Genomic DNA, 14,257 nt, shown 5'->3' with positions numbered 1-14,257 from the left:
TGCCTTGGGGGCTCCATGATCGCATCGACCGTCGCAGAGAACACCTTCTCCTACAGTTACTCCTTCGACCCGCTGAGTTCGGTGTTCGCCTTCGTGGTCTGGGCGCTGATCGTCGCGGGCATGTGGGCCACGTTCCTCAAGGCCGGGCGCCGGGGCTGGGCCGCGATCATCCCGTTCTACAACATCTACACGTTGTGCAAGGTGGCCGGAAAGCCGGGCTGGTGGTGGATCCTCTACATCATCCCGATCGTCAACATCGTGATCAGCATCATCGTGGCGGTGAACGTGGCCCGCAACTTCGGCAAGGGTGGCGCCTACGGCTTCTTCCTGCTCTGGTGGCTGCAGTTCATCGGTTACCCGGTGCTCGGCTTCGGCAGCGCCCCCTACCTGGGCCCGGGTTCCACCGCCCCGCGGATCTGATTCCGTCACGCCCACGGCGAACAGGGGCTGTCGGGCCCCCGTTCGCTGGCTAGTCTCTTCGTAACGGTCGTCATCCTGCCCTGGCGGCCAAGGAGACAGACATGTTTGAGAGATTCACCGACCGAGCCCGTCGCGTCGTCGTTTTGGCCCAAGAAGAGGCCAAGATGCTCAACCACAACTACATCGGCACCGAGCACATCCTGCTCGGTCTCATCCACGAGGGTGAGGGCGTGGCCGCGAAGGCCCTCGAGTCGCTGAACATCTCGCTCGACGCCGTGCGCGAGCAGGTGCAAGACATCATCGGCCAGGGTCAGCAGCAGCCGACCGGCCACATCCCCTTCACGCCGCGCGCGAAGAAGGTGCTGGAGCTGTCGCTGCGCGAAGCCCTTCAACTCGGCCACAACTACATCGGCACCGAGCACATCCTGCTCGGTCTCATCCGCGAGGGTGAGGGCGTCGCCGCTCAGGTGCTCGTGAAGCTGGGCGCCGACCTGAACCGCGTGCGGCAGCAGGTCATCCAGCTCCTCTCGGGCTACCAGGGCAAGGAGCAGGTGGCTGTGGGCGGCAACGACCAGGCTCCCGACAAGGGCTCGCAGATCCTCGATCAGTTCGGGCGCAACCTCACTCAGGCGGCGCGCGACAACAAGCTCGACCCGGTGATCGGGCGCGAGAAGGAGATCGAGCGAGTCATGCAGATCCTCTCCCGCCGCTCCAAGAACAACCCCGTTCTGATCGGTGAGCCCGGCGTCGGCAAGACCGCCGTGGTCGAGGGCCTCGCCCAGGCCATCGTGCGCGGCGACGTGCCCGAGACGCTGAAAGACAAGCAGCTCTACACGCTCGACCTCGGTTCGCTCATCGCCGGTTCGCGTTACCGCGGAGACTTCGAGGAGCGCCTGAAGAAGGTCACCAAAGAGATCCGCACCCGCGGCGACATCATCACCTTCATCGACGAGATCCACACGCTCGTCGGCGCGGGTGCCGCCGAGGGCGCCATCGACGCGGCTTCGATCTTGAAGCCGCTGCTGGCCCGCGGAGAGCTGCAGACCATCGGCGCCACCACGCTCGACGAATACCGCAAGCACTTCGAGAAGGATGCCGCGCTCGAGCGCCGGTTCCAGCCCATCCAGGTGGCCGAGCCGTCGCTGCCGCACGCCATCAACATCCTGAAGGGCCTGCGCGACAAGTACGAGGCGTTCCACAAGGTGTCGATCACGGATGGCGCGATCGTCGCCGCCGCGAACCTCGCCGACCGCTACGTGCAAGACCGCTTCCTGCCCGACAAGGCCATCGACCTGATCGATGAGGCCGGCGCTCGCCTGCGTCTGTCGATCCTGTCCGCCCCGCCGGAGCTCCGCGAGTTCGACGAGCGGATCGCCGCGGTGCGCGGCCAGAAGGAAGCCGCGATCGAAGACCAGGACTTCGAGAAGGCCGCATCCCTGCGCGACGAGGAGAAGAACCTCCTCGGCGAGCGGCTGCGCCTCGAGAAGCAGTGGAAGTCGGGCGACGTGCAGACCTCCGGAATCGTCGACGAGGGGCTCATCGCCGAGGTGCTGGCTCAGGCCACGGGCATCCCGGTGTTCAAGCTCACCGAAGAGGAGTCCGCTCGCCTGGTGTTCATGGAGAAGGCCCTGCACCAGCGGGTCATCGGCCAGAACGAGGCCATCGCGGCGCTCTCGCGCACGATCCGCCGCACCCGCGCGGGCCTGAAAGACCCGAAGCGCCCCTCCGGTTCGTTCATCTTCGCCGGCCCCACCGGTGTCGGTAAGACCGAGCTCGCCAAGGCGCTCGCCGAGTTCTTGTTCGACGACGAGAACGCGCTCATCTCCCTCGACATGTCGGAGTACGGCGAGAAGCACACGGTCTCGCGACTGTTCGGTGCCCCTCCCGGATTCGTCGGCTTCGAAGAGGGTGGGCAGCTCACCGAGAAGGTGCGCCGCAAGCCGTTCAGCGTGGTGCTGTTCGACGAGATCGAAAAGGCGCACCCCGACATCTTCAACTCGCTCCTCCAGGTTCTGGAAGAGGGCCGGTTGACGGATGGCCAGGGTCGCGTGGTCGACTTCAAGAACACGGTCATCATCATGACGACCAACCTCGGCACGAAGGACATCACGGGTGCCCCGATCGGCTTCCAGGCCACGGGCAACGAGTCGACGTCGTACGAGCGGATGAAGGCGAAGGTCTCGGAGGAGCTGAAGAAGAGCTTCAAGCCCGAGTTCCTCAACCGCGTCGACGACACCATCGTCTTCCCGCAGCTGAACAAGGTGGAGCTGCTGCAGATCGTCGATCTGTTCGTCAAGCGCCTCCGCGATCGCCTGCTCGACCGCGACATGACCATCGAGCTCACGCTCGCTGCCAAGGAGCGCCTGATCGAGGTCGGGTTCGACCCCTCGCTCGGTGCGCGCCCGCTGCGTCGTGCGATCCAGCACGAGGTCGAAGACCAGCTCTCCGAGCGCATCCTGCAGGGTGAATTGAACGCCGGCGACCACGTTCACGTGGACTTCGTCGACGGCAAGTTCACCTTCTTGCAGAGTTCGCGTGAGCCGGTCGCCATCGGCGCCGGCACCGACGAGCAGGTCTCGGCAGCCGCTGCCGCCGCAGCCCTGGGAGACCTCGACTAGAACCCCTCCCGCGAGACGTCAGAATCCGCGCATCCCGCTTCGGGGTAGCGCGGATTTTGACGTCTCGGCGAAAGGTACGCTGGTTCGATGACAACCCAGAAGTCGCTCGTCTCCGTACGGCGGGCGCGCACCAGTGACGTTCCCCGCATCCAAGAGCTGGTGGAGCCCCTGGTGCAGCGACGAATCCTGCTGGGTAAAGATGCGGTCGTGTTCTACGAGGCCGTTCAGGAATTCCGGGTCGCCGAAGACGAGAACGGCGTGCTGGTGGGATGCGGGGCGCTGCACGTGTTCTGGGAGGACCTCGGCGAGGTGCGCACTCTCGCCGTGCACGATGACTGGCTCGGTCAGGGCATCGGCCGCGCGCTGGTGCAGCGGATCGAGGCGGATGCGCTCGAGCTCGGCCTCTCGCGCCTGTTCTGTCTGACCTTCGAGGTGCCCTTCTTCGAGCGCAACGGCTACACCGCGTCGCCGCTGTCGCTCGTCGACCCGGAGGTGTATGCCGAGCTCGTGCGCTCGCCCGACGAAGGTGTGGCCGAGTTCCTCGACCTCGCCCGTGTCAAGCCGAACACGCTCGGCAATACGCGCATGCTGAAGCACCTGCGATGAGCGCTTCGGGTTCGGGCGAGTCGCCCGCTGAGAAGAAGAGCTTCAACGAGCGACTGCGCGACCGGTACTTCGGCCGCCGGCGCGCCGGATCGGGCGATCCGGATGCGCCGGTGGATTTCGATGGCCCTGCCGAGTCGGTGCTCCCGAAGTCGAATCAGATGGGGTTCTTCGGCCGGGTGCAGCGCCCGGGTGGTTTCGACACCCCGCCGGAGGAGCCGGTGGAGCTCGAGGGCCCGCTCCCGTGGGAGCTCGGTGGCGACGCGCCCGACGATTCGGAGGGCGAGCGTTCCGCTCGCTGACTTCTTGCCCCTAAGCGCCCCAAGTTCCCGCTTGTGGGTCGCTTAGGGGCAAGAAGCTCGGAGTAGCGGGTCAGGTGAGGGCGGAAGCGCAGGGGACGCAGAGGCGGGCCGCGGGGCGGGCCTCGAGGCGCGCGGGCGGGATCGGGCGGCCGCAGTTCTGGCAGAGACCGTAGGTGCCGGCCTCGACCCGGGCCGACGCGGCATCCGTCTCGGCCAATTGGGCCTCGGCTTCCAACAGCAGGCCCCGGATGCGCGACCACTCACTGGACAGCGTGGGACCTTCGGGATCGTGCTCGTCGTCATCCGACGACGACTCGCGCACGACCCGGAGGGCCGACATCGACTCGGTGAGCGAGGCGACGTCGTCGAGGATCCGTGCGCGCAGGGTCGTCAGCGCCTCGATCGGCGCCGCATACGCGTTCTCGAGCGTCGTCAGCCTGCCGGGGCGGGGCCGTCGGTGGCCTGGGCTTCGCCGATGTACTCCTTGAACTCGGCTTCGACCTGCTTGTCGAACGAATCCTGCTGCTCGTCTTCGTCGACCTCGGGACGTTGGCCGTTGTGTTCGAACGAACCGGGCTCGAGGGGATCAATGAAATCGGTCATGCCTCCGAGGGTACGCCGGGCCCCCGACATTTCCCAGTGCGGTGCGGGCGACCGGATGACGCACTCGAACCTCATGAAACATGCCGAACACATGCGCGGGTTATCATCCACAGATGTCTCCGGTGTCTCCCTATCAGGTCTGCGTCGCGTTCTTGACGCGCGTGCGCGCCGACGGGCGCCCCGAGGTGCTGCTCGGCCGCAAGAAGACGGGACTCGGCTCAGGCAACATCGTGGGGCTCGGCGGCAAGATCGAACCCGGCGAAAACGCACGCGACGCCATCGTCCGCGAGATCGAGGAAGAGTCGAGCCTCGTGGTCGATCCCGCTGATCTGCGGCAGGCGGGGCTGGTGAAGTTCGCGTTTCCGTACCGCGAGAACTGGAGTCAGGACTCGACGGTGTTCGTGGGTTCGCGCTGGACCGGCGAGCCCGCGGAATCCGACGAGGTCGCGCCCGCCTGGTATCCGATCGACGAGCTCCCGCTCGATGAGATGTGGGACGACGCGAAGTACTGGCTCCCCACCGTGCTGGCGGGCGGACGGGTGCTCGGCGACTTCCGTTTCGGCGAGGACTGCCGCACGGTCTCCGAGCACGAACTCCACGACCCTCACCTGCTTTCGGCCGGTTAGGCGGGCGCGGGCACTCGAGCCGGTTCGATCCGCACCACGACGGCCTTCGAGACCGGTGTGTTGCTGCCTTCTGCGGTGCTGTCGAGCGGCACCAGCACGTTCGCCTCGGGGAAGTAGGCGGCCGCGCATCCGCGGGCCGTCGGATACGACACCACGCGGAACCCCCGCAACTCGCGGTCGGGCTGCCCCGGCCATTCGCTGAACACGTCGACCTGCTGCCCGTCTTCGAGCCCCAGCTCGAGCAGGTCGTCGGGGTTCACGAACACGACGTCGCGACCCTTCTTGATGCCCCGGTAGCGGTCGTTGCGGCTGTAGATCGTGGTGTTGAACTGGTCGTGCGAGCGCAGCGTCTGCAGCAGCAGGCGACCGGGCGGGCACTCGATCGGCTCCAGCTCATTGACCGTGAGGATGGCCTTTCCGGCCGTCGTGGGAAAGGTGCGCGAATCGCGGGGACCGTTGGGCAGCACGAAGCCGCCAGGGCGGCGCACCTTCTCGTTGTACCCCGCGCATCCGGGCACGACATTCGCGATGTGCTCGCGGATGACGTCGTAGTCGTGCTCGAAGGCGGCCCAGTCGACGGGACTGTCGGCACCCAACGTGGCGCGCGCGAGTCGCGAGACGATGGCGACCTCGGAGAGAAGATCGGGCGCCACCGGTTCCACCCGGCCGCGGGACGCGTGCACCGCGCAGACCGAGTCTTCGACGGTGACGAATTGCACGCCGCCTTGCTGCCGATCGATCTCGGTGCGGCCGAGCGTCGGCAGGATGAGGGCGGCTGCTCCGGTGACCGCGTGGGAGCGGTTGAGCTTCGTGGAGATCTGCACCGTGAGGTCGGTGCCGCGCATGGCGGCCTCGGCGGCCGCGGTGTCGGAGATGGCGCCCACGAAATTGCCGCCGAGCGAGATCCAGAGCTTGATGTCGCCCCGCTGCATCGCCCGGATGCCGTGCACCGCGTCGACACCGTGCGCCCGCGGCGGATCGAAGCCGAACTCCCGCTCGAGGGCGTCGAGGAAGGAGTCGGGCATCTGCTCCCAGATGCCCATCGTGCGGTCGCCCTGCACGTTGCTGTGCCCGCGGATCGGCGAGGCTCCCGCGCCCGGCTTGCCGATGTTGCCGCGAAGCAGCAACAGGTTGACGATCTCCTTGATGCCGGCCACCGCCCGCTTGTGCTGGGTGATGCCCATCGCCCAGGTGATGATCACCCGATCGGCGCGGATGTAGCGTTCGGCCAACGCGTCGATCTCGGCGCTCGTGAGGCCGGTCGCGGCCAGAACGGCGGCTTCGTCGAGCTCGGCGAGGTGGGAGGTGAGCTCATCGAGGCCCACGCAGTGCTCGGTGAGGAATTCGTGGTCGAGCACGGTTCCCGGATGCGCGGCCTCGGCATCCAGCACCCGCTTCGACAGGGCCTGCAGCAGGGCCATGTCGCCGCCCAGCCGGATCTGCAGGAACTGATCGGCCAGCGCCGTTCCCTTGCCGAGGAGCCCCCGCACCGTCTGCGGATTCTTGTAGTGCTGCAGCCCCGCCTCCGGCAGCGGATTAACCGAGACGATCGAGGCTCCGGCTCGTTTGGCATCTTCGAGCGCGGTGAGCATGCGCGGATGGTTGGTGCCCGGATTCTGGCCCATCACGATGATGAGGTCGGCCTGTTCGAAGTCGTCGTAGCTCACCGTGGACTTGCCGATGCCGATGACCTCGGAGAGCGCCGTGCCGGTGGACTCGTGACACATGTTCGAGCAGTCGGGAAGGTTGTTGGTGCCGAAGGCGCGCACGAACAGCTGGTAGGCGAAGGCGGCCTCGTTGGAGGCCCGGCCGCTGGTGTAGAACGCGGCCTGGTCGGGGGTGTCGAGCTCGCGAAGAGCCGTGCCGGCGATGGAGAACGCTTCGCTCCAACTCACCGGGCGGTAGTGCGCGGCCCCGGCGGGCTTGTAGACCGGTTCGGTGAGGCGGCCCTGCAGCCCCAGCCAGTACTCCGACTTCGTCGCCAGGTCGTCGACCGAATGCTCGGCCCAGAAGCTGGTGGGAACGGTGACGGGCGTGGCCTCCCAGATGACCGCCTTCGCCCCGTTCTCGCAGAACTCGAGGGTCTTGCGCGAATCCGGATCGGGCCACGCGCAGCTCATGCAGTCGAAGCCCTCCTTCTGGTTGATCGACGTGAAGAGCGAGAGGGTGCGGCGGGGGCCGAGCTGGGCGAGCGCCGGCCCCATCGAGTGCACGACACCAGGGATGCCGGCTGCCGCGTGCCCGGGCAGGGTGACCTTGATGAGCGCGTCGGTGGCGTCGGCGATCGGCGGTTTGCTGCTCATGCGCGGGCCGCCTGGGTGGCGCGGGCGGGGGATTCGGGGGCGGCTCCGGCGGTGCCGACCCCAGCGGCGGCGGCTGCCGGGGTGGATTCCGATGCCGGCCGGGCTTCAACGAGACGGTGCGCTCCGCTGTACACCACCATCGACGGACCGCGGAGGAACCCGACGAGCGTCATGCCCAGCTCGATCGCGAGCTCGACCGCCAGCGACGAGGGCGCCGAGACGGCTGCGAGCAGAGGGATGCCCGCCATCGACGCCTTCTGGGTGAGCTCGAAGCTCGCCCGGCCCGACACCATGAGCACGGTGCTGCGCAGGGGGAGGAGGTTCTCCTTCGCCGCCCAGCCGATCACCTTGTCGACCGCGTTGTGCCGCCCGACGTCTTCGCGCAGCACGAGGAGCTCACCGGTGCGCCCGTCGAACAGCGCTGCCGCATGCAGCCCGCCGGTCTTCTCGAAGACGGCCTGGTGCGCGCGGAGCCGGTCGGGGAAGGTGGCGAGGAGTGCGGGGTCGAGAGTGAGCGCATCCGTCGCCACCTCGTAGTGCGAGAGGGTGCGCACGGCGTCGATGCTGGCCTTGCCGCAGAGACCGCACGAGCTCGTGGTGAAGAAGTTGCGTTCGAGGCTGGGATCGGGCGCGGGAACTCCCGGCGCGAGCGTGACGTCGAGCACGTTGTAGGTGTTGACACCCTCGTCGGTGGCGCCGGCGCAGTAGCGGGCGGCGGCGAAGTCGTGGCCATGGTGGATGACGCCCTCGGAGACGAGGAAGCCGGCCGCGAGATCGATGTCATGGCCGGGAGTGCGCATCGTGATCGCGAGCGAGCGGCCGCCGACCCTGATCTCGAGCGGCTCCTCCACCGCGAGCGTGTCTTCGCGGATGACGCGTGATTCGCCGACGGTGATGCGGGTGACCCGGCGTCGAGCGGTGATTCTTCCCATGGGTTCAGGGTAGGCACGGTGGCGCTGCTGGGCAATCGACGGCCGAAATTGTGGAGCTGTCGGTGAGCTCGGCGGTCTGTGCAGGAGAAGACGGGCGCTCGCGACCCCGTCTAGGGTGGAGGCGTGTTGTTCGATGCGATCGTGCTGGCTGGTGGGAGGTCGTCGCGTCTCGGCGGAACGCCGAAGGCCGGGCTGAGGTTCCGGGGCAGTTCGCTGCTGGCGGCGACGGTCGCGAGCGCGGTGTCACGGGGCGCGCGACGGGTGGTGGTCGTCGGTGCGGCGGATGTCGCGGATGTCGCGGCCGATGTGGCGTATGCCCTGGAGTCGAGTGGTGCACAGCGAGCGCGACCCGGCGTGCCCGGTGCGGGCGAACCGGCCGACGGCGATCGCGAACGCATCGTCGTGGCACGGGAGGAGCCGGCGTTCGGGGGCCCGGCAGCGGGCATCGCGGCGGGTTTCGCGGCACTGGCGGGTGCATCCGGTGGGCAGGAGGACTCCGACTTCGTGCTGGTGCTGGCCTGCGACCTGCCGGAGGTCGACGGCGCGGTCGGCGCCCTGCTGGCGGCGGTGGGCGAGTACGCGCGGCTCGATCAGCTCGACGCGGTGCGGGGGGCGGATGGGATCGTAGCGGTCGACGACGAGGGGCGGCAGCAGCATCTGCTCGCGATGTACCGCACGGCGGCGCTCGCCACGATCGTGGCACGCCATCGAGCGGCCGGCGATCTCGACGGACTGCCGGTTCGGCGGCTGGTCGACGGGCTGAACGTCGGAGTGGCCGAGGTGCCGCGCGGATCGGCCGACGATGTCGACACCTGGGCCGACGCAGCTCGGCACGGGATCGAGGGCGCGGTCGTGCCCGGCGCCGACACGGACGCGCGTGAACCGAAGGGGTGGACGCCCGACGACCAGGAGCAGGGCGTCGTGCTCGACCGGTGGGTGGCACGGCTGGCGGCCGGACTCGGCCTCGACGGGCTCGAGGTCGACATCGAGGAGGTGCTCGGGCTCGCCGGGGTGGCAGCGCACGCGGTGCGCCGGCCGGCGGCGCCCCTCACGACATTCGTGGTGGGCTACGCCGCGGGCTTGGCGGTTGCGGCAGATGGAGCGGATGCCGCGGCAGCGGCGACGCGGGCAGGCGAGGTGGCGCGACGGCTCGCGGCGGCCTACGCCGCAGAGGTCGCGTCGTCGGACGACGGCACCGCCGATGTCGCGCGCGAGACGTGAGCGCCTCGACGGTCTCGTGGCAGGAGGCGCGGCGCCGAGCGCACGAGGCGGGCGGGCGCCGGGCGCCCGAGACGGTGGCCCTCGAGGATGCCGTCGGCCGGGTGCTCGCCGATGATCTCGTCGCGCTGATGGCGGTTCCGCATTACGCGTCGTCGGCGATGGACGGCTGGGCGGTCGCGGGCGACGGGCCGTGGCGCATCCTGGAGCGTCGTGCTGAAGGGCCTGACGAACGCGAGCGTGAGGATGTCGCTCAGAGTGTTCTGCGGGCCGGGGAAGCGGTGCCGATCGTCACCGGCGCGGTGATCCCGCCCGGAACCCGGGGCGTGCTCCGCAGCGAGCACGGCGTGCTCGCCCCCGCCGGCGACGAGACGGGTCAGGCCGTCGGCACCGGCCCGGCACGTCTCTCGGTGGGGCCAGACGGTGCGACGGGGGAGCCCCGCGAAGGCCTGCACATCCGGCCCGCCGGAACGGAGGCCGCGGCAGGGGAGACGGTGTTCCGCGCGGGTGCGGTGCTCTCGCCGGTCCACGTGGCCGTGGCGGCCGGATGCGGCCACGACGCGCTCGAGGTCGTGAGTCGGCCGCGCGTGACACTCGTTCTCACTGGCGGCGAAGTCGTCGAGCGGGGCATTCCTGGCCCCGGCTCGGTGCGCGACAGCTTCGGGCCGACGCTCCCGGCCGTGCTCGCGGGGCTCGGTGCCGAGGTCGTGGCCCGCCATCGCGTCGGCGACGACTTCGGTGCGACGCTCGCGGTCTTCGCCGCGGTGCCGCTGCGAGGCTCCCACGAGACGGGTGATGGAACCCCGGGCGCACTGCTCCCGGAGGCCGCGACGCCCCCGGGAGGACGGACCGGCCTCCCGGGCATCCGATACACCGCGCCCGGCCTCACGGAGCGATCGATCGCCGATGTGCCCGGCCCCGTCGCGGAACTGATCGTCACCACCGGCGGCACCGGCGACTCCTCGGCCGATCACGTGCGGCCCGCACTCCGAGCGGCCGGCGCCGAGTTCCTCGTCGACGGCGTCGCCGTGCGGCCCGGAGCGCCCGCCCTGCTCGCCCGCCTCCCCGATGGGCGGCTGGTGATCGGGCTGCCGGGCAACCCGCTCGCGGCGATGCTCGCACTGCTGACCCTCGCCCATCCGCTTCTCTCCGCGATGCAGGGGAGGGGGATGCCCGAACTCGGCCGGGTGCGGATGGCCGAGGCCCTGCCGGCGGGCAAAGCGCCGACGACGCTGCGACCGTATCGTCTGGTGGCCGGGCAGGCCCACCCGACCGCCTGGCACGGTGCCGGGATGCTCCGAGGCCTCGCCGAGGCCGACGGAGTGCTCGTGGTTCCCCAGGACGGCGCGGCTGCGGGGGCCGAACTCGAGGTGCTCCGGCTGCCCTGGTGAGTCACGCCGCGCCGCGCCCCTCTGGTGGGTCGCAGCTTGGGGAGCGATACTGGGTGCGCGGACCGCCGCGCGCGGAGCGCCCCACGATCGACGACGATTGGTGCACGACGATGACCAGCCCCTGGCTCGCCCATCCGGGTGACCGCGCGCCCGCGCGTCCGCGCCGTGTCGTGCACGAGTCATGGGAGCGCGCCCGTCGCCGCGAGCTCGACCCCGAACACCTGCTCCCCTTGCTCGAGGTCGCCGAGGACAGCCTCGCCGACTTCCGGCTCGCGCATCCGCTCGCTCCGGTGCTGCCGGTGATCCGCAAACTGCTCGTGCGCGATGCCGAGGGCTCGGGTCTCCTGGTCGCGGTGGGCGACGAGATGGGGCGGCTGCTGTGGGTCGAGGGCGACGACGCCGCGAAACGGCGAGCTGAGGAGATGCGGTTCGTCGCGGGCGCCGGATGGTCGGAACGGCAGGTGGGCACCTCGGCGCCGGGCACGGCGCTGGAGCTCGACCACGGCATCCAGATCCACGACGAGGAGCATTTCAACCGGCTGGTGCACGGCTGGAGCTGCACCGCGGTGCCGGTACACGATCCGGAGACCCGGCGCATCCTGGGGGTCATCGACATCACGGGCGATGCTCGGGCCGTCGACCCGCACACCCTTCCCTTGATCGAGGCGACCGCCGCGGCCGCCGAAGCCGAACTCATGGTGCTGCGGCTGAAGGCCCTGCGCGGCGGAGCGACAGAACCGCGGATGCGCGTCGCCGGGTTCGCGTCGACGGCACGACCCGGCGCATCCGGTTCCGCCGCGTATCCCGACGTGCGGCCGGCCCGGCCCGCACGGCCGCGGCCCGTGTCGATGCACGTGCTGGGCCGCGACACCGGCGAGCTCACCTCGCCCTCGGGGACTCTCGAACTGAGCACCCGGCACTCGGAGATCGTGACCGTGCTGGCCTGGCACCGCGAAGGTCTCTCGGCCGCCCGGCTGGCCGATCTCGTCTACGGCGATGCCGACGCCACGGTCACGCTGCGTGCCGAGATCGTGCGGCTGCGGCGCATCCTCGCGTCGGTCGGCAGCGGCGACCCCGGCAGCGGCGCGGGCAGCGGGCTGGGACTCGAATCGCGGCCGTACCGCCTGAGCGTGCCCGTGGAGCTCGACGCCCACCACGTCATCTCCCTGCTCGACCGGGGCGCGCACCGCGTGGCGCTCGCGGCCTCGCGTGGACCCCTGCTGCCCGGATCGGAGGCACCCGGGGTGGTCGAGATCCGCGACACCGTGCGACGGCGCCTGCGTGAGGCGATGCTCACGGATGCCGCGATCGACGTGCTGCTCGACTACGCCGCCACCGAAGACGGGCGCGACGACGCGGAGGTGCTGACGGCCGCATTGCGTCTGCTGCCGCCGCGCTCTCCGAAGCGCGCAGGGGTCGTGGCGCAGCTCGAGTCGCTGTGTTAGTTCCTGCGGGGCCGCTGCTTCGCGGCGGCTCCGCAGCCGGCGCCGCCGCTGTTGCGGCGCCGGGCGGCATGTTCGGCTGAGGTCGCTGCGCGGCCTCGGCCTCACCTTGGGTCGTCTGGGAGGGGCCTGTTGCGGTGCGGCGCGGGGCGGTGTGTTCGGCTGAGGTCGCTGCGCGGCCTCGGCCTCACCTTGAGTCGTCTGGGAGGGGCCCGCGGCGATGCCGGACGATCTGCACGGTTACGGCGACGAACGGCGTGCTGACGGAGAGCGCTTCGACGTTGCATTCCTCATGACCAGCACCGACACCTCATCGACGGCCGCGATCCGCGCGACCGATGCCATCGCCTCCCCTCCCTCGTCCGCCGCCGAATCGACCGGCCCGACCGGGCTGGTCGGCCCGGCCCGCGCATCCTGGACCGCCGTCGTCTCTCTCGCACTCGGCGTGTTCGCGCTCGTGATGGCCGAATTCCTGCCCGCGAGTCTTTTGACCCGCGTCGCCGGCAACCTCGGCGTCAGCGAAGGGGTCGCCGGCCAATCGGTCAGCGTCACCGCCATCGTCGCGGCCGTCGCCGGGCTCACGGTTCCCGCGCTGCTGCCGCGCCTCGACCGCCGCCGCCTGCTGCTCGCCCTGGGCGTGCTCGCGGTGCTGTCCGACCTGCTGGTCGCGCTGGCTCCGAACTACCCCGTGCTGCTGTTGGCGCGGGTGCTGCTCGGCGTGGCGCTCGGTGCATTCTGGGCACTGGCGATCTCGGTCACCGCGCATCTGGTTCCGCCGTCGCGGCTCGGCCGCGCGATGACGGTGGTGCAGATCGGAGTGTCGCTCGCGACCGTGGCCGCCATCCCGCTCGGAACGTGGCTCGGCGAGATCTGGGGCTGGCGATCGGTGTTCCTGCTCGCCGCGGGTGTCGGAATCGTTGCGCTCGTGTTCCAGTGGACCGTGCTGCCGGGCATCCGCCCGAGCGGCGTCCCGGGCCTGCGATCGTTGTTCGCCACGGTGCGTTCACGCCTCATCCTGGTCGCCTTGCTCGCGACGGCGCTCGTGGCCGGCGGTCACTTCGCGGCCTTCACCTACATCCGCCCCGCCGCGACCGAGGTGGGCGGATTCGATGCCGCGCACCTCGCGTTGTTGCTGCTCGTCTACGGGCTGGCGGCCTTCGCCGGGAACCTGCTCGCCGGGCCGCTGGTCGACAAGCGGGCCCGCGCCGCCGTGCTGGTGTTCCCGGTGCTCCTCGGAGCGGCCTTGCTGCTGTTCGCGTTCTCGAACGGGGTGCCTGCCCTGGTGCTCGCCGCCACCGCGCTCTGGGGATTGGGCTTCGGTGGCGTGCCGACGTCGTTGATGACCTGGATGGCGCGCGCCGAGCCGACCCGCCTGGAGAGCGTCGGCGGACTGCAGGCGGCGGCATTCCAGGTCGCGATCGCGACCGGCGCGGTCGTGGGCGGCGTTCTCGTCGACGCCGTGAGCGTACAGGCCACCCTGGTCGCAGGCGGCCTGGCCGCTGCAGCCGGCGGCCTCCTCCTGGCGTCCCTGCGCACGCGCCGCTAGCCGTGTCGTTCCGGCTTCCGAGCCACCCGATCAACGAGACCGACGCAACACCCGCAGGCAACTCCCGCCCGCAACGGCCGCACCCCCCACCGAACGCAACGGCCGCACCCCACAGCCCGAACGCAACAGGCGAACGCAACATCAGCACCCCCCCAGCCCGAACGCAACAGGCGAACGCAACACCCGTACCCCCCAGCCGAACGCAACAGGCCTTTATCGACGACCCAGGGTGAGCGCGAGGCCGCGAAGCGAC

13 protein-coding genes are annotated in these 14,257 nt (G+C 70.0%); 9 read left to right on the top strand and 4 right to left on the bottom strand.

Translation table 11 applies throughout. The features are described from left to right. The first annotated feature begins 15 nt into the window (after positions 1-15). The 4 genes from BLW00_RS01755 to BLW00_RS01740 all read left to right on the top strand — a co-directional run bounded on the left by BLW00_RS01755 (position 16) and on the right by BLW00_RS01740 (position 3,943). A complete protein-coding gene (locus BLW00_RS01755) occupies positions 16-420 on the top strand; it encodes a DUF5684 domain-containing protein (RefSeq protein ID WP_092548293.1) in 405 nt (134 codons plus the stop codon). A 101-nt stretch (positions 421-521) separates the two neighbouring features. Beyond that, positions 522-3,038 carry an ATP-dependent Clp protease ATP-binding subunit gene (locus tag BLW00_RS01750; protein ID WP_092548290.1) on the top strand — a complete coding sequence of 839 codons (2,517 nt, stop codon included), beginning with the start codon at positions 522-524 and terminating at the stop codon, positions 3,036-3,038. 87 nt (positions 3,039-3,125) lie between these two features. Next, complete coding sequence (locus tag BLW00_RS01745; protein WP_092548287.1) at positions 3,126-3,644, top strand: amino-acid N-acetyltransferase; 519 nt, start codon at positions 3,126-3,128, stop codon at positions 3,642-3,644. Further along, positions 3,641-3,943 carry a hypothetical protein gene (locus tag BLW00_RS01740; protein WP_092548284.1) on the top strand — a complete coding sequence of 101 codons (303 nt, stop codon included), beginning with the start codon at positions 3,641-3,643 and terminating at the stop codon, positions 3,941-3,943. The genes BLW00_RS01745 and BLW00_RS01740 overlap by 4 nt, the downstream gene beginning before the upstream one ends. Before the next feature lie 70 nt (positions 3,944-4,013). Here the strand turns inward: BLW00_RS01740 and BLW00_RS01735 are convergent, their stop codons facing one another. Beyond that, positions 4,014-4,283: a TraR/DksA family transcriptional regulator gene (locus BLW00_RS01735; RefSeq protein WP_092548281.1), complete on the bottom strand. Its 270-nt coding sequence runs from the start codon at positions 4,281-4,283 to the stop codon at positions 4,014-4,016. Between the two features lie 92 nt (positions 4,284-4,375). After that, on the bottom strand, positions 4,376-4,546 hold the full coding sequence (locus BLW00_RS23255) for a hypothetical protein (RefSeq protein ID WP_175494089.1): 171 nt from the start codon (positions 4,544-4,546) through the stop codon (positions 4,376-4,378). Positions 4,547-4,659: 113 nt separating this feature from the next. Here BLW00_RS23255 and BLW00_RS01730 point away from each other — a divergent pair, with 113 nt between their 5' ends. Then, positions 4,660-5,172 carry an 8-oxo-dGTP diphosphatase gene (locus BLW00_RS01730; RefSeq protein ID WP_175494088.1) on the top strand — a complete coding sequence of 171 codons (513 nt, stop codon included), beginning with the start codon at positions 4,660-4,662 and terminating at the stop codon, positions 5,170-5,172. On the opposite strand, the gene BLW00_RS01725 is transcribed toward BLW00_RS01730, so the two are convergent. Further along, complete coding sequence (locus BLW00_RS01725) at positions 5,169-7,475, bottom strand: FdhF/YdeP family oxidoreductase (RefSeq protein WP_092548275.1); 2,307 nt, start codon at positions 7,473-7,475, stop codon at positions 5,169-5,171. The two genes, BLW00_RS01730 and BLW00_RS01725, sit on opposite strands and share 4 nt — an antisense overlap. Beyond that, the gene (fdhD, locus tag BLW00_RS01720; RefSeq protein WP_092548272.1) at positions 7,472-8,407 is read right to left on the bottom strand and encodes a formate dehydrogenase accessory sulfurtransferase FdhD; all 936 of its coding nucleotides are present in this window, start codon (positions 8,405-8,407) and stop codon (positions 7,472-7,474) included. Before fdhD ends, BLW00_RS01725 begins: the two co-directional genes overlap by 4 nt. A 123-nt stretch (positions 8,408-8,530) precedes the next feature. Between fdhD and BLW00_RS01715 the strand changes: the two genes are divergently transcribed. From BLW00_RS01715 to BLW00_RS01700, 4 genes are all read left to right on the top strand, one after another. After that, positions 8,531-9,628, top strand: coding sequence for a DUF6457 domain-containing protein (locus BLW00_RS01715; RefSeq protein ID WP_092548269.1), 1,098 nt, complete (start codon positions 8,531-8,533; stop codon positions 9,626-9,628). Further along, positions 9,625-11,016, top strand: coding sequence for a molybdopterin molybdotransferase MoeA (locus tag BLW00_RS01710; protein WP_175494087.1), 1,392 nt, complete (start codon positions 9,625-9,627; stop codon positions 11,014-11,016). Before BLW00_RS01715 ends, BLW00_RS01710 begins: the two co-directional genes overlap by 4 nt. 53 nt (positions 11,017-11,069) lie before the next feature. Then, positions 11,070-12,461 (top strand): GAF domain-containing protein, encoded by a 1,392-nt coding sequence (locus BLW00_RS01705; RefSeq protein WP_245741196.1) that lies wholly within the window; start codon positions 11,070-11,072, stop codon positions 12,459-12,461. 217 nt (positions 12,462-12,678) lie between these two features. Continuing rightward, the gene (locus BLW00_RS01700) at positions 12,679-14,004 is read left to right on the top strand and encodes an MFS transporter (RefSeq protein ID WP_217634264.1); all 1,326 of its coding nucleotides are present in this window, start codon (positions 12,679-12,681) and stop codon (positions 14,002-14,004) included. Positions 14,005-14,257: the final 253 nt, after the last annotated feature.

Origin of the sequence: Herbiconiux ginsengi (genome assembly GCF_900107435.1) — a bacterium.
GTDB lineage: Bacteria > Actinomycetota > Actinomycetes > Actinomycetales > Microbacteriaceae > Herbiconiux > Herbiconiux ginsengi.
The sequence above is the reverse complement of the archived record's forward strand: the minus strand, read 5'-3'. Positions and strand labels throughout refer to the sequence as shown.